A 14,976-nucleotide genomic window follows, 5' to 3' on the forward strand; every position below is an offset into this window, starting at 1 on the left:
AGAAGTTGTATGATCGAGATCGGCGCAAAAATTCCAAAACCATATCCGGTTTCTCTGGCTCCTATGATGGACTGGACCGATCGTCATTTTCGTTATCTTTTCAGAATGATTTCCAAACATACGTTTCTTTATACGGAGATGATTCATACGGGCGCGATTCTTCACGGAGATAGAAAACGATTCTTATCATACAATCCGGAAGAATTACCGCTTGCGATTCAGTTGGGTGGCGACAATCCAAAGGCTCTCGCAGAATGTTCTAAGATCAGTGAAGACTACGGATATTCTGAGGTCAATCTGAATGTAGGTTGTCCGAGCGATCGTGTGCGCGAAGGAAACTTCGGAGCGTGTTTGATGGAAACTCCGGAGAAAGTTGCCGAGCTCGTTGCCGCTATGGACGCTTCCGTTTCCATTCCGGTCACCGTTAAGTGTAGAATCGGAATTCCCGGAAAAGAAAGTTTTGAAGATCTTTGTAGATTTATTGAAACCGTAAAGGAAGCGGGCGTAAGACGTTTTATCATTCACGCAAGAATCGCGATCCTGGGCGGTCTTTCTCCCGCGCAGAATCGGCAAATTCCTCCTTTGCGTTATACGGACGTGGAACTTATCAAGAAAACGTTTCCCGATCTGGTAGTTGAAATCAACGGCGGGATTCGCACTTACGAAGAGATCAAAGAAAGACTCAAGAAGAACGACGGAGTTATGATCGGAAGAGCTGCGTATGAAACTCCTTATCTTTTTTCGGAACTCGATTCCTTGTTCTTTCAAGACGATACTTCCTCTTTGAGTAGAAGAGAAATTTTGAATCGGATGCAAGATTATATCGATCGTCTTCTTTTGAACGACACAAACGCCAAACCTCACTTTGTCTTAAAACATCTTTTGGGTTTGTTTCACGCGGAGAAGGGCGCGCGCAGTTATCGAAGAATTCTTACGGAGAAAATGTTTTCGCATTATTCTCGCGATCTTTTAAAAAACGCGGCTCAAGAGATTCCTGACTTTGCGTTAGATTTCATTCCTTCCCAAAAGCGCACTTCAAATTCGGAAAACTTAGAATCTACGATCGTTTCTTTATAGCGTTCCTTCATTCTTTTGATTCCGATTCAAATTTAACTTTACACACGCATAAGCAAAGTTAGTTTGATCCCCTCTTTTTATATGAAACCGATTTTATTCGGACTATTTCTATTATGTCTAATTACCTCCGCAGTATACTCGGAACCGATCGATCCAGAAAAGGTTCAGCTATTGAGCGAAGGATGGGAATACTATAGCGTAGACGGAAGAAGTTTTAAATCCATTCTTCCCGGAGTCGGTTTAACGAGCCAAGGTTTTGAGATTCCGATCAAAGGATATTATACGGTCTCGGTCGAATATCCGGATTCTTCTCCTTCCGGATCGCAAGGAATTTTCTTAGATAGAATTCAATCCGCAGACAGAGTTTACTTTAACGATAAGCTCATCGGAAAAACTGGCGAGATGGATCCGTATTCTCCCGCTTGGTTTCGAAGTCGTTTGTATAAAATTCCTCTCGAATGGATTGAAAAAGGAAAGAAGAATACGATTCGAATCGAAATCGAATGTCAGGAACTCGGATTTCACTGCGGAATTTTTAGAAGTATTCCTAAGTTAGGCGACTTTGACGAACTCAAGGACACTCTGATACAGGAAGACGCCCTCCAACTCGTTCTCATCGTTTTATTTTTAGGAGTTTTTTTACAACAATCGATTTCGTATTCTCTCAATCGTTATTCCAGAGCGAGCATCTTTCTTTCCATATCAGCCTTTCTTTTTGTTTTTTGGAGATTGCCCCTTCTTCATAAGATGAATTACATAGACGTTCCCTTTGGAGTTTTGTCTCGATCCTTCTTTTTGGCTCAGACGGTATTTCCGACTTGTATATTATATTTTTTGTATGCGTTGTTCCGAAAAAAGACGGGAACTGCGGCGAAGATGATCATGAAGTCCAGTCTTGTGATCGGAGCATTGCATTTTTTAGAACTCGACGGAACACAAAGGGTTTTACTCGTTTATGCGTGGGAAGGAATTTTGTTTTCCATGTTCTTACTTCTTGTTCCGATCTTTTATGCCGAGTTGAGAAAGAAGCTCATGGAAGCTCTGATCATGGTCGGGGGCGTCGGATTGCTTGCGATCTTCGCGATCATAGACGTCGTTTTGGATAACGTTTCCGGAAAGAATATGTTCTTATCTCAATACGGTTTTTTCGCGCTTTTGATTTCAGGAGCCGTGAGTATTTCCTATCAAAACGCAAGAGCCCATTCCGAATTAAAAAAATTAAACACCACTCTGGAAGCGAAAGTGGAGAAAAGAACCGAAGAGTTGAAAAAACAAAACCGGATTCTTCATGAAGAATTGGGAATGGCCGCCAATTTACAAACAAGATTGATCCCTCAGCTCGACGGAAGAATTCATCGTTTGTCAGTAAACTCGGTTTATATTCCCGTGGATCAGGTCGGAGGGGATTTCTTAGATTATCATATTCTAAATGAGAAAAAGGTAATGTTTATTCTCTGCGACGTTTTGGGTCACGGGGTCGCGTCCGCTCTTGTTTCTTCGATGCTCAAGGTTTCGTTTTTGGAATTGAGTCGAAAGATGGAGGAGCCTTCTAAAATTCTTTCCGAATTGAACAACCGGATGTTTCAGGTTTTGGAGAAGAATTTTATATCCGCCTTTGTCTGTCTTTATGATCTCGAAAAGGACGAATTTCGATATTCCGTGGCGGGGCATCCCCCTCCCGTTTTGATTCGAGAAGAACCTGCCGAACCTGAATTTCTAAAGGGAAGGGGAATGATTCTGGGGATGTTGAAAACGATAGAACCGGAAACTTATACGATCGCTCTGAAAACGGGAGATCGATTTTTCTTTTATACGGACGGAGTCACGGAGGCCCTCAGCCCGGAGAGAGAGATTTTTGGAGAAAGGAGACTTCTGGAAGTTTTGAAGAATAATTTTTTTCGAAATCCGAGAAATCTGAACGAAGAGATCTTGGCAACGGTGCGATCTTTTTCTTCCTCTAAGATTCCCGACGATCTGACTTACTTGACTGTGGATATAATGTAGCAAAGGATTCTCAACTCACCCGCGATCCTACACATTCAAGCCGAATGATCCCTCGCTAAAAGCCAACTCAACTCACCGTTAAAGATCGTTTTAACTCAAAATTCCCTCATCTCAATCTTTTTACTATTACGCTGATTCAACGAAGTATCTAATCATCGGGTATTATCCAAAGACCTGTTCTTACTGTAAAATTCCCTTATCTGCCTAACTCCCTTTATGGAACTCCATCGAAAAATGATAAAATTGCTTTTATAGAGATTCTATTGATTTTGTCGTGGATGCCCGAAAAACGATGCTCCTGGAAGAACAGCTAACGAATTGTATCGCGTAAAAGATTTCGATAAAAAAGAATTGACTTCGTTTTCTTATATAGCTATATGTTTATATAATAATTTAGCTATGCAAAACCTCGATTCTACCTTTGCCGCACTCGCTGACAGCACTCGCCGCGCAATACTCATGCGCCTCGCGAAGGGTGATTCAACGGTTATGGAACTCGCTAAACCTTTCAAAATGAGCCAGCCGGCCATTTCGCGGCATCTCAAAGTTTTGGAGGAGGCTGGTCTTATTTCAACCACGATCCGCGCACAGGAGCGCCCGCGCCGACTTGAAACTGCGCCGCTCAAAAAAGCCATAGATTGGATTGAGAAATACCGCCAGATGTGGGAGAAACGTTACCAAATACTCGACGGGTTACTCGAAGAATTGCAGACGATACAAACAAAAGGAGATCAACAAAAATGAAAACAGATCAAAAAGAAGTGAAGGTAGAGCTTCGAGGCGAAACCGAAGTCGTGCTCACACGCTATTTCGCCGCACCGCGTGAATTGGTATTCGACTGCTTCACCAAACCCGAGCTGATTCGTCGCTGGCTGACTGGTCCTGAAGGCTGGTCGCTTGACACTTGTGAGAACGACCTTAAGGTCGGTGGCAAATACCTCTATGTTTTTGTGGACTCAAAAGGAACCAAAATGGGTATTTATGGAAAATTTCTCGAGGTGATTGTTCCTGAGAAATTGGCGAATAATGAGAATTACGCTACGGACATGTCGGCGTTTAATCCGGATGGTCCTGAAAATCCAGACGCTACCGTCGAGTCACGTGCCTTCACGACAGAAGGCAATCTAACGCTCATGACACACGTCTGGAAATATGCTTCATCCGAAATACGCCAGATGGAACTCGGCGCGGCCGATGGTTGGGTAATACTCTTCCAACAACTCGATAAATTATTATTGGAGCTCGCAAAATAGATCTAAAACACTTCGCTGTGATCTTTGCGGCATGTTTCTCGTTTTCGTAATGTCGCAAGGGATCGGCTCTATTTTAGAAAAACGTAATGGTGTTTCCGTTACGCAATCATTCGATAATGTGATTTCGGGGATTGATCCTATATCGGAATGTTTTTGTAGAAGCCAGGAGAAGGCTTCTTCTATAATTCTTTTTGATTGATTGAAAAGTTAAAAAAACTCCAATATCCGTTGCGCGAATTTTTGAGAAGATCCTTTTTTACAGGAAGTAGAAGACGTGTTGACTGCGACAGAAGAATTTAAGGAATCGTGCGAAGCCAGATTCTCGCCGCGCACGCCGTATATTCAAATTTACTTAAGTTACGATAGCTTGTTCAAAAAAAACAACTTCAGAGACAAAATTCATTGATACATTGAATCGATTAATCCTTGGTATTTTTCCGTGATTATATGTCGTTTGATGGACATTTTCGCAGAAAGTTCATCTCCTACTTCGAACGCCTTTGGTAGCAAACGAATATCTCCAACCTTTTCAAAACTCTTAAATCCATTTTCTGAATTCATTGCATCTTTAACTTCGCGCATGATTTTTTCTCGCACAATTGGATTGGCTGCGAGTTCTTGATATGTTTTTCCAAAGTCTTGAAACTGATCGAGGACGGGGAGAACTAAGGCTCCTAAAAATCTTTGATCCTGTCCAACGACCATGATCTGATCGATAAAGGGTGATTGTGCAAGTTTGTTTTCAATGGGGACAGGTTCGATATTCTCTCCATTGAGTAAAACTACGGTTTCTTTTGTCCTACCCACTATTTGGAGTGTGTTGTTATACGTAATCATCCCAAGATCACCGGTATTAAGCCAGCCATCCTTGGTTAGAACTTTGGCTGTAACTTCAGGACGTTTATAGTAACCTTTCATGATTTGAGGGCCGCGTACATGAATTTCCCCTTTCACACCTTTTTTAGGCGGATACAAAATTTTTCCGCTCTCCACATCTTTTAAAAGTATTTCCACTTCGGGAAAAAGCGGGCCCACACTTCCGATTACCAAATGATCCGGTGTACGGAATGCAATGCCTGGAGAGGTTTCGGTTAAACCGTATCCTTCGAACAGAGGGATTCCAATCGCATTAAAAAATTCATCAATATGAAGAGGAAGCGCTCCTCCGCCTGAAACTGTACCACGCAGTTTTCCGCCGGTTGCCTGTCGAATTTTATTAAGAACAATCAGATCAAGAAGTATATAAGGAATAGTGAATGCGATGATTGTTAAAAGAGATTGTCCGCCCATCGATAATGATTGTAGAATATTTCTTCCTTTTAAATCCAGACGATTCCCTCGGAAAAAATGCAAAGCACGTTGAACCTTTAGAGCACAAAAATAGGCGCTCTTAAATAAGATTCTTTTTACCGCCGATCCCGATTGGATTTTTGACTGAATCCCGTGGAAGATATTTTCCCACAAGCGTGGCGCCGATGCCATAAAGGTAGGTTTAACAATCAATAAATCTTCCTTAATATTTCGTACATTCGTGTAATACTGCCCGGCTCCCATCGCGATCGTTCCCATCTGAAAAACTCTTTCGAAGCTGTGCCACACGGGTAAAATCGAAAGGAATCGATCCTTAGGACCGATATCTATCGGAATGTTACGCAATTGCGAGATCATATTGGCATGAGTTAACATGGCACCTTTCGGTTCTCCAGTCGTGCCGGAGGTATAGATGATGGTAAATAGATCATCGGGCTGAATCGCTGCGACTCGTTCTTCCACTTTGTGGTCACCGGACGCTCGCAATTTTTTTCCTTTCGCAATTAGGTCCGCCATTCGAATGATTTTTTTATCCGTAATGTTCGCTTCGTCATCCATAAGGACGATATGTGTAACGTTCGGCAGATGGTTTAGATTCTTCTGCACCTTTCTCAATATAGATTCATTTTCAACGAATACAATTTTTGCGTCTGAATGAGGGAGAATATAACGAATATCTCCATCTGTTACATCCGTTCCCCGTGGAACATCGGCGGCACCGCTTAACAATATTCCATAGTTTGCAATGATCCATTCCTTTCTATTCTCCGATAAGACGGCCACATGTTCGCGAGCTTTCAATCCCAATTCAGCCATTAACCCCGTTGCGAGCGCTACACCTGTCTCATATACTTCACGAAACGTTACGATAACAAATATTTTGTTTTTATTTCTTGTTCCAAATGCCGCCTTGTCCCCGTATTTCTGCGCCGAATCATAATACAATTCCGCTAAGTTTTTTGCTGTGACTTTTGAACTCATTTTTCTTTCTCTCCGATATCGAGACGATATCAAATTTTAGAAAAAGGATCTTGAACGAAGCGGCTATTTTGAAAAGAAGATCGCACTGAAAGGCTCGTTCTTTTTTGTAAAGTCGGAGGGACTAATTCCGAATGATCGGCGGAAAATACGCGTAAAATGAGATTGGTCGGCAAATCCTCCTTCATAGGCTGCATCAAGCAAGTGCGGGTGATTCGCCAAATTATCGACAGCCTTCTTTGTTTTTAACCAAAGGCGATAGGCAGAAAAAGGGACACCGGTTTCCTGTCTAAAAAGATGACGAAAACGTTCGACCGATAATCGAGCTTCAAAAGCTAAACTGGTAAGAGAGAAATCGTCAAGCTCTACATTGGAAATGCTTTTTTGAATACGCTCATCCAACTCGTCCTTTCCTCTCCTCGGAAAATCTTTATTTAGAATATCAAGAAGTTGTGTTCGTACTTTCGTATCGGACGTATTTAGAATGGACGTTATCTGATCCTTTCTTTTGTCAGTAAATATATCACCAACTTCAAATGCGGAGTGATTAGCCGCCAAACTTCTTTCGTAAAAAAGATGATTCCCTGTGGTCAATGGATCTAGAAAAAGTAATGTTAAATTACCTTCAACTCGTCGCATTTCGTGACTTACACCGGATGGAATAAAAACCGAGTTATATGTCTTCCAGTCGCCGTCGCGAGTGCGTAATTGAACACGGCCTTCATCGGGTAAACTAATCTGAATATAAAAATGACTGTGACGTCCTGTTAAAAATCCTTCACCTCGATATGTAGCAAAATCATTCCATATTAAAAATTGCTTCATATTCCTTGAATCTCAAAACCCGGAATATCCGGCGAGCTTAAATGAAGCTCCGAGCACCTCTGTGTTACGGCCGAGATGTTAGTAGAGCGATTTCTGATTACAAAGTGGAATCACTTAAAGGAAGCATAGAATATAAAACTCATCAATACGAAGCAAGTTCACCTTCTTCCTTTGATCCTACATTTTCGCTTCCGCTTTCCTCTTAATGGATCCACTCTCCAAATTTGCCCGATCTGTAATCAGCAAAAGCTTGGATGATTTGTTCTTCCGTATTCATCACAAAAGGGCCGTGTGCAAAGACCGGTTCTCGCAGCGGTTTGCCGGCGATCAAGAGCACTTTCAAATCCTGAATGGCATGCACTTGGATTTCGCTGTCGTATTCAACGGAAGGTTTCATCCAAAGGAGTTCCTGTTTCCCGGCGCGAACCTGATCGGCTCCAAAGATCCCGTTCCCTTCCAATACATATAAAAATCCATTGTAGTCCGGCTTTAGATCCTGTTTAGCAGTATGGCCGGCCTTTATCGTAATTTCGACCATGGTAACGTTTGCATAATTTTGAGTGTTCGATTTTACATCGCCGGAAGATCCTGAAATAACCCGGTATTGAACTCCATCTTCATTCCGTATCGGAGTATCACGATACAAAATATCCTGATATCGCGGCTCGCTCATTTTTTTATCAGCCGGTAAATTTACCCACAATTGCAGTAGATGAGCGAAGTGACCTTCTGGGGCTTCTTCCAAATGCAACAGACCCTTTCCTGCGCTCATCCATTGTGTATCACCTTTATTTAATGTTCCTTTGTTCCCTGCGTTGTCCCTATGATCCATTACACCATCAATCATATAAGATACGGTTTCAATACCACGATGGGGATGAAAATCAAATGCTCCTTTTCGCATGTTGTCCTCTGCCATCAAAAGGAACGGATCAAAACGTTCCCAATCACCAGGCGGCAAAATGATACCGGCTTTATGTATTGGCGAATCAACGCGGGGTATGAGGTTCCATTTTTCTTCTATTTCTCTTTGTATGACGTTATGCGTTTTCATGGCCTCAGGTTATCGTTAAAAATGAAATCCGTAAATCTAATTTTAGAGAAAACAATACCATTGTATAATAATACAAGGGACTCACTTTGGAAATTTTAAAAGAAGAAAATCATTGTTTACTTTTTGTAAAATTTATTTACCGCATTTTCTACCATTTTGTCTACTAATGATGGAAAGAATAAACGAAGAACATTCCCGAATTTTCCTTTCCACGTCATGATCTCTTCTCGTTTCTCTTTCTCAGCGGCTAAAATGATTCGTCTCGCACATTCGGACGTCGGCATAAGCATCTTTTGATCGTAGTGGTTCCCTTGACGAATGTCTGATTCTACTCCACCGGGACAAACAATGGTAACTCCAATATCCCTAGGCGCGAGTTCCATTCTTAACGAATCGAAAAAGCCGTGAAGAGCATGTTTACTTCCGGAGTAGACGGCACTTCCAGGAAATCCTGTTTTCCCTTGTAAGCTGGATACGATTACGATTCTTCCTCCCTTATTGAGGTAGGGGATTGCGTAATGTGTAAGAAGTAACGGCCCCAAGAAATTGATTTGAACAATTTTTTTTAGATCGGAAATTTCGAGAGTTTCAAAATTTCCATGAACTTCAATGCCTGCATTCAGAATCAAAACATCCAAACCTCCGAAATTTTCTTTCACGTCTTCCATCGTTCTCTTGCAGTCTTCTTCCCGCGAGACGTCACAAACACTTATCGTTGTCTCTGCTCCCTTTAGAAGACATTCCTCCTTTACAATCTCTAAGTCTTTGAGGGTTCGGGACGCAAGAATCAATTTTGTTCCTCTGTTAGCAAGCTGGATCGCTAACGAACGTCCGATTCCACGAGAAGAGCCTGTGATTAATACACTCTTTTTATTCCAATTCATACATTGATTCTAAACTTATTCAACGACATCGTCAATTCCCTGTGTGGTAATTGACTAAGATACCAAGCCTCCTACGATTGTCTTATGAATGGATTTGGAGAATTGCTAAAACACTGGAGAACCAAGAAATCGATCAGCCAGTTTGATCTAAGTTTAGAATCGGGGATCTCTTCTCGACATATTAGTTTTCTTGAAACCGGTCGATCGAATGCGGGTAAGGATTCTATCATGAGAATAGCCTGCGCCTTGAATCTTTCAGGAGAAGAGACGAATGGCTTGCTCATCGCTGCGGGATTACCTGCCTTACCGAATCGAATGGATTTTGATCTTCCTGAAAATAAAAGAATCCGTGAGAGTGTGGATCTTTTTTTATCTAGTGTATTACCTGCGCCTGCCATTGCGATGAACGCTCAAAGAGATATTTTAAGAATGAATGAGAGTGCAGAACTTCTTTTCGAAAGAATGTTACCTGGAAAATCTCGACCCGCAAATCTGATCCAATTACTCTTTCATGAAAACGGCATTCGTTCTTATTTGCGAAATTGGGAACAAGTGGCGGTGATATTGGCGCACAGGCTCCGAAGGGAAGCTCTTCTTGGTGAGGAAGATTTGAATTCAATTCTTAAAAATTTGGATCTTTCTCGTTATGAAAAAATACCAGTCATTGAAGAGAGCGAGGTCTCCTTGTGTATGGAAATGGAATTTGAAAACAAACATTTATCTTTTGTAAGTATGATCTCTACACCCGGCACGCCTTTGGACATTCGTTTGAAATTTCTTCGTATGGAAATGTTTCTACCTGCAAATTCCGTCACTCGAATCTTTTGTGAAAAGTTGTTATCAGAGAATATCGCTAGCAGGAAATAATAGGAGGATTGTATTATTTATCAAAAATGTCGGGATTAAAAGAGCTTTTATATCCTCTATCGAATTTCGAATTCTTAGAAGGCTCTAAAAAACTGGAAACAATTTTAATAGACTCTAATAGAAAAGTGAACATTAAAACCTTAGCTAAGTTTCCGATCAAAATGGTTGATATTCATTTTACAGATTCTTTAACGATTGCGCATAAAATTAGAGAGGAAGTTAGAAAAATTCATCCTAATTGCCAATTTGAATTTACTCGAAAGTGAATAGGTGAAGTGCCTCATCCGTGATTCTTGGTCTCTGGAATGATCTTCTTTCACCCGGATCACTTAGGTTCGATCAGTATGGTGACAGATGGACAAGGAAACAGAATCCCAACTTAGTTCGCATATAAAAGTCGCTATCAACGTAGGGGTTGTAGAAAAACGACGTCAAAGTATCCTCTCCATTGTTGAAGTCATTCAATGTTCCCCAAAGGTTCCCCACTGGCACGGTGTAACGAACTGAGTCCTATGAGCGATCAGCACAAATATGCAAGAGGGTCTGTAGTTTGGCTAGGTCCCGTACTGAAACCGAATACATTGGTCAAAAAAATTAGTAACCATGTATAAGTAGTTCCAAAACAAATCGCATCTAAGTGTTATCAACCAATTCCGCTCCAAAATTAGAATTTGGCCTTATAAAAGGGAAGCTGCATACGACTATTATGATTGACGTTGTATCTATATATGTTAAGAATTTTTCCCATGGCAGGTGCATATTTATTTCTTACATTTCGCACATTGCTAAATCCCAACCCGTTTCTCCGAAACGTCCGGGGAGCGGCGATTTTCACTGCTCCTGTAAGAAATAAATTTCTAAAGTATATTCCAACTTCTTCGTATTCTTCACCTAACCCAAAATCGCCGACTGCCAAGGATCGCTTTACTCAAAAATTTCCTCGCTTAAACATCGACAAATATACACGGATCAGTAAGAATCTATTATCTAATCCCTATTCTAAGAATTCTCCTGATTGTAAAATTTCTCTTAGCAAAGAAGTTTCCACGAGAGAGAATGTGATTTGCTGTCCTGAACGTAATTATTTAGAATCAAAGACTTCTTCTACTCCTTTAGAACATTTGAAATTACCGTTATGGGTTTTCTCTTATTTGCTCATTGAATCGATTGAGTTGATTCCGTTCATTAAGGAATTTGAATCTTTCATTTAGAAAGGCCCTTTGGTAAGAAGAAGTTAGGATGATTGCGGACTTGTAGGGAAGGGAAATGGGGAATAAACTTTTCCATGTCCTTGCGACTCCGTGCACGTTGCGGGCCTGCCATTGCAACATAGAGCAGGGCACGATATTGTTTTAGTCGCTTACGTGGAACCTCGGTTTGTTTGAGAATTTTCAATTCTGAAATCAGGAGAATCTTATGCCGCCTTATGAGAAAGAACCCTTTCCAGGATTGTTTACGATCGACTGCGATTATATTTTTCCCGGCGTGGCTTGCGCGTATCTAGTCGTCGAGGGAAACGAAGCCGCCTTTGTCGAAAACAATACCAATCACGCGGTTCCGATTCTTCTGGAAGAATTGGAAAAAGCAGGTCGCAAACCCGAGGACGTAAAATACATCATCGTCACTCACGTTCACCTCGATCACGCGGGTGGAACCGGGCTTCTTGCAAAACACTGTCCGAACGCGATCATTCTCGCGCACCCGAAAGCGGCGAAACATCTCATCTCACCCGAGAGGCTCATACAAAGTTCGATCCAAGTCTATGGAGAAGAGAATTTTCAAAAACTCTACGGAGAAATTCTTCCGGTTCCCGCGGATCGAGTGAAAAGTCCGGAAGACGGGGAAGAAATCCGGTGGGGTAGAAGAATATTCAAATTCTATTATACGCGCGGTCACGCAAATCATCATTTTTGCATATACGATTCTCTGAGTAACGGAATTTTCACCGGGGATTCTTTCGGACTTGGATATAGAGAATTCGCAGTGGGAAAAAGTCCTGTCTTGTATCCTTCCACGACTCCGACGGATTTCGATTCCGAAGAAGCGATGAATACGGTGGATACGATTCTTTCTACCGGAGCGGATAAGGCGTATCTCACTCACTTCGGAGTTTGGAAAGATCTGCCTGCCGGTGCGCGCCAGATGAAACAGGGACTTCACGCGATGCAAAACATTCTTTCCTCCGGCGAAAGATCCGGTCTCGAAGGGGAGCCCCTTTTAGAATTTTGCACGGGAAGAATTCGTTCTTATTTAGAAAGAGAAATTTCCACTCAAGGAATTGTTCTGGGAGAAAGGGAAGATATGCTTCTCGGGTTCGATTCTAAGATCAATGCCCAGGGTTTGGTATTTCAGATTGAGAGGAAAAAGCGAAAGAAGGTTTGAAAAAGAATTGTCTTTTAGAATGATTCTAAATAGAATCTACTTTTAGAATCATTCTAAATTAAATAGAAAGAGGAACTGGTATGAAAAAATCTACATTGGGGGCCCTGTTCTTGGTGCTCCTCGGAACCGTTTTGGTGTCCTGTGGTCCGTCTGAAAAGACGAAGAAGCTAATCGAAGATTCCAAAAAGATCTTTGGAACGATTCCGGAAAAAGTTCCGGGAGGAGAAGGCGATACTCCGGAGCTGGTCCAACTGGGAGAAAAGTTATACTTTGAAAAGAGGCTCTCTGCGAATGATACCCAGGCTTGTAATTCTTGTCACAACGTGGCGGGAAAGGGCGCGGGCGTGGACAATCTTCCCACTTCTCCAGGAGCGTTTGGGAAGAATGGGGACAGAAATTCTCCAACCGTTTTGAACGCAGGTTTTCACCTCGCTCAGTTTTGGGACGGAAGAGCGAAGGATTTGAAAGAACAAGCGAAAGGCCCGATCTTAAACCCTGTGGAAATGGCGATGCCGTCCGCGGCTGAGGTCGAAAAGAAAATCGGAGCGATTGCCGAATACCAAGACCTTTTCGTGAAAGCCTTTCCTAAGGATGAAAAGAAAATCACCTATGAAAATCTCGCCGGGGCGATCGCCGCTTTCGAGAGAACTCTCGTAACAAAAGACCGTTTTGACGATTTTCAGAAAGGAGATCACAAAGCCCTTTCTTCCGAAGAACAAGAAGGTCTGGAGAAGTTTTTAGCGACCGGTTGTACGGCTTGTCACGTCGGTCCTCTTTTCGGAGGAAATTCTTTCCGAAAACTGGGTCAGGTGAATCCGTACGAAAATACTACGGACAAAGGCCGTGTCGCTGTGACGAAGAATCCGGCCGATGCTTTTGTGTTTAAAGTTCCGTCTCTTAGAAATATCGCCATCACCGGTCCTTATTTTCATGATGGGAAAGTCGCTACTCTGGAAGAAGCCGTGAAAAAGATGGCTCATCTTCAGCTTGGAAAAGACCTTTCGGATTCCGATACAAAGTCGATTGTAACTTTCTTGAAGGCGTTGACCGATAAGAACCGGTCTAATTAACTGGACTTACAGAATTGAAACCTATTCAGCCGGCGGTTGCTAACGCGATTGGCCGGTCTTTTTTTGTCCTCAGGATTTTGCCGTCTTTTGGATGAATTTGTGGGAACTCCCCGTCTTTGACCTCGGGGATTTACCTGAAGAGGCGGGGCTTTTTTAGAGAAAAGTGTGAGTTCCTACTTTTTCAAAGTCCACGGAAGAATTGTGACTTCCAAGGAATGTGGGAACTCCCCCGAAAATCTGAGGTTCTACTCTTGAACCCGCCTTTCTAAAAGAATTCAGGAAGTTTTTTTCTTCAAACCGGACAAACCCTTTCCGGAAGTATCCGCGTTTTCCAAGAGTTCCCGCAAATCTTTCGGAAGAGGAAGGGACGCGAGAATCGGAACATTCGCTCCGCCCGTATTTCCGACCGGGACTCGATTGAAAAGAGATCCAAATCCTCCGACGGCAAGACGCAAGAGTTGTCCGAAAAATTCTTTTCCGTTTCCGGTTCGAACCGCAAAGACCAGCATTCTAAAATGAATCCCAGTGTGCGAAATCGGATGGTATTGACCGATCAAATGTGCCCTTTCTAAAAACTTCCAGGCATCTTTCCAATCTCCCGTTTCCAACTTTGATCGATAAGATGCAAGTTCTTGCATGTAGGCGGTTTTGAAATCTTTCGGCATTCTAAAATTCATCTTGTTGCTCTGACTGATTTTATTTGTTTTGTGCGACTGAATAAAAATCGTTTGAAAGAAGTATATTACAAAATAGGAATCATCTCTGCAAAAACCGTTTTCCAAAAACCGGGATATTGGCTTTGTTCTTGGATTTTTTGCCATTCTTCTTCCGTATAAACGAATAAGTTCCATTCGACGGGGAGTCGTAGAAGTTCCGGAAAGAGTTCCTGTCTTTTTAAAAAAGGAAGATCCGTTTTTGCAATCACGATCAGATCGACGTCGCTATAGGCGTGCTGCGAATTTCTTGCGACGCTTCCGAATAGAAACGTCTTGATTACTTTTTCCCGAAGGGCAGATTGAATATTTTGGATCAGTTCTTCTCGACTCATTCCGCCGAGAGGATTTCTTTTTGGAAAAACGATCACGCTCATCTGAGTTTTTCTTTTACGATGCGAATCAATGTTTCCGCAAATGAGAAGGCGCTTTTTCTCCCACTTGCTGGCAGACAAAACAAGTTTGCGCAAAAAAACCCGATTGTAAAGAAGCTTCCGCCCATTCCAAATCTCTTTCGGCTTGGGCGAGCCAGTCTTTCCATCTCGGGTTTTGCATGGT

At 42.2% G+C, this 14,976-nt stretch carries 13 protein-coding genes and 1 pseudogene; 7 read left to right on the forward strand and 7 right to left on the reverse strand.

The window, feature by feature from the left end; genetic code table 11:
* The first annotated feature begins 9 nt into the window (after nt 1-9).
* The 4 genes from dusA to A0128_RS03610 all read left to right on the forward strand — a co-directional run bounded on the left by dusA (nt 10) and on the right by A0128_RS03610 (nt 4,334).
* Entirely contained in the window at nt 10-1,077 is a 1,068-nt protein-coding gene (gene dusA / locus A0128_RS03595) for a tRNA dihydrouridine(20/20a) synthase DusA (RefSeq protein WP_069609087.1), read from the forward strand.
* Nucleotides 1,078-1,248: 171 nt separating this feature from the next.
* Nucleotides 1,249-3,081, forward strand: coding sequence for a PP2C family protein-serine/threonine phosphatase (locus tag A0128_RS03600; RefSeq protein ID WP_245667193.1), 1,833 nt, complete (start codon nt 1,249-1,251; stop codon nt 3,079-3,081).
* 399 nt (nt 3,082-3,480) lie between these two features.
* On the forward strand, nt 3,481-3,825 hold the full coding sequence (locus tag A0128_RS03605; RefSeq protein ID WP_069609088.1) for an ArsR/SmtB family transcription factor: 345 nt from the start codon (nt 3,481-3,483) through the stop codon (nt 3,823-3,825).
* A complete protein-coding gene (locus A0128_RS03610; protein ID WP_069606271.1) occupies nt 3,822-4,334 on the forward strand; it encodes an SRPBCC domain-containing protein in 513 nt (170 codons plus the stop codon). Before A0128_RS03605 ends, A0128_RS03610 begins: the two co-directional genes overlap by 4 nt.
* Nucleotides 4,335-4,733: 399 nt before the next feature.
* Here A0128_RS03610 and A0128_RS03615 read toward each other — a convergent pair whose 3' ends face one another.
* From A0128_RS03615 to A0128_RS03630, 4 genes are all read right to left on the reverse strand, one after another.
* Entirely contained in the window at nt 4,734-6,626 is a 1,893-nt protein-coding gene (locus A0128_RS03615) for an AMP-dependent synthetase/ligase (RefSeq protein ID WP_069606272.1), read from the reverse strand.
* Nucleotides 6,627-6,689: 63 nt separating this feature from the next.
* Entirely contained in the window at nt 6,690-7,448 is a 759-nt protein-coding gene (locus tag A0128_RS03620) for a helix-turn-helix transcriptional regulator (RefSeq protein ID WP_069606273.1), read from the reverse strand.
* A gap of 202 nt (nt 7,449-7,650) precedes the next feature.
* Nucleotides 7,651-8,502, reverse strand: coding sequence for a pirin family protein (locus A0128_RS03625; RefSeq protein ID WP_069606274.1), 852 nt, complete (start codon nt 8,500-8,502; stop codon nt 7,651-7,653).
* Nucleotides 8,503-8,618: 116 nt separating this feature from the next.
* A complete protein-coding gene (locus tag A0128_RS03630) occupies nt 8,619-9,386 on the reverse strand; it encodes an SDR family oxidoreductase (protein WP_069606275.1) in 768 nt (255 codons plus the stop codon).
* An 84-nt stretch (nt 9,387-9,470) separates the two neighbouring features.
* Here A0128_RS03630 and A0128_RS03635 point away from each other — a divergent pair, with 84 nt between their 5' ends.
* The 3 genes from A0128_RS03635 to A0128_RS03655 all read left to right on the forward strand — a co-directional run bounded on the left by A0128_RS03635 (nt 9,471) and on the right by A0128_RS03655 (nt 13,705).
* Nucleotides 9,471-10,253: a helix-turn-helix domain-containing protein gene (locus A0128_RS03635; RefSeq protein WP_069606276.1), complete on the forward strand. Its 783-nt coding sequence runs from the start codon at nt 9,471-9,473 to the stop codon at nt 10,251-10,253.
* Between the two features lie 1,416 nt (nt 10,254-11,669).
* Entirely contained in the window at nt 11,670-12,635 is a 966-nt protein-coding gene (locus A0128_RS03650) for an MBL fold metallo-hydrolase (RefSeq protein WP_069606279.1), read from the forward strand.
* 80 nt (nt 12,636-12,715) lie between these two features.
* Nucleotides 12,716-13,705, forward strand: a complete 990-nt coding sequence (locus tag A0128_RS03655; protein ID WP_069606280.1) for a cytochrome-c peroxidase — start codon at nt 12,716-12,718, stop codon at nt 13,703-13,705.
* A 275-nt stretch (nt 13,706-13,980) separates the two neighbouring features.
* On the opposite strand, the gene A0128_RS03660 is transcribed toward A0128_RS03655, so the two are convergent.
* The 3 genes and pseudogenes from A0128_RS03660 to A0128_RS03670 all read right to left on the reverse strand — a co-directional run.
* Nucleotides 13,981-14,382: a DUF3703 domain-containing protein gene (locus tag A0128_RS03660; RefSeq protein WP_069609089.1), complete on the reverse strand. Its 402-nt coding sequence runs from the start codon at nt 14,380-14,382 to the stop codon at nt 13,981-13,983.
* Nucleotides 14,383-14,447: 65 nt separating this feature from the next.
* The gene (locus A0128_RS03665) at nt 14,448-14,795 is read right to left on the reverse strand and encodes a nucleotidyltransferase domain-containing protein (protein WP_069606281.1); all 348 of its coding nucleotides are present in this window, start codon (nt 14,793-14,795) and stop codon (nt 14,448-14,450) included.
* A gap of 52 nt (nt 14,796-14,847) precedes the next feature.
* Nucleotides 14,848-14,973: pseudogene (locus tag A0128_RS03670) on the reverse strand (HEPN domain-containing protein); the annotation flags it as partial.
* Nucleotides 14,974-14,976 lie beyond the last annotated feature (3 nt).

Origin of the sequence: Leptospira tipperaryensis, from assembly GCF_001729245.1 — a bacterium.
GTDB lineage: Bacteria > Spirochaetota > Leptospiria > Leptospirales > Leptospiraceae > Leptospira > Leptospira tipperaryensis.

What these genes read in the sequence shown, in the direction of transcription:
- A0128_RS03665 (WP_069606281.1), bottom strand. Translation starts at nt 14,795, where the DNA reads ATGAGCGTGATCGTTTTTCCAAAAAGAAATCCTCTCGGCGGAATGAGT.
- A0128_RS03635 (WP_069606276.1), top strand. Translation starts at nt 9,471, where the DNA reads ATGAATGGATTTGGAGAATTGCTAAAACACTGGAGAACCAAGAAATCG.
- A0128_RS03630 (WP_069606275.1), bottom strand. Translation starts at nt 9,386, where the DNA reads ATGAATTGGAATAAAAAGAGTGTATTAATCACAGGCTCTTCTCGTGGA.
- A0128_RS03620 (WP_069606273.1), bottom strand. Translation starts at nt 7,448, where the DNA reads ATGAAGCAATTTTTAATATGGAATGATTTTGCTACATATCGAGGTGAA.
- A0128_RS03660 (WP_069609089.1), bottom strand. Translation starts at nt 14,382, where the DNA reads ATGAATTTTAGAATGCCGAAAGATTTCAAAACCGCCTACATGCAAGAA.
- A0128_RS03605 (WP_069609088.1), top strand. Translation starts at nt 3,481, where the DNA reads ATGCAAAACCTCGATTCTACCTTTGCCGCACTCGCTGACAGCACTCGC.
- A0128_RS03615 (WP_069606272.1), bottom strand. Translation starts at nt 6,626, where the DNA reads ATGAGTTCAAAAGTCACAGCAAAAAACTTAGCGGAATTGTATTATGAT.
- A0128_RS03650 (WP_069606279.1), top strand. Translation starts at nt 11,670, where the DNA reads ATGCCGCCTTATGAGAAAGAACCCTTTCCAGGATTGTTTACGATCGAC.
- A0128_RS03655 (WP_069606280.1), top strand. Translation starts at nt 12,716, where the DNA reads ATGAAAAAATCTACATTGGGGGCCCTGTTCTTGGTGCTCCTCGGAACC.
- dusA (WP_069609087.1), top strand. Translation starts at nt 10, where the DNA reads ATGATCGAGATCGGCGCAAAAATTCCAAAACCATATCCGGTTTCTCTG.
- A0128_RS03610 (WP_069606271.1), top strand. Translation starts at nt 3,822, where the DNA reads ATGAAAACAGATCAAAAAGAAGTGAAGGTAGAGCTTCGAGGCGAAACC.
- A0128_RS03625 (WP_069606274.1), bottom strand. Translation starts at nt 8,502, where the DNA reads ATGAAAACGCATAACGTCATACAAAGAGAAATAGAAGAAAAATGGAAC.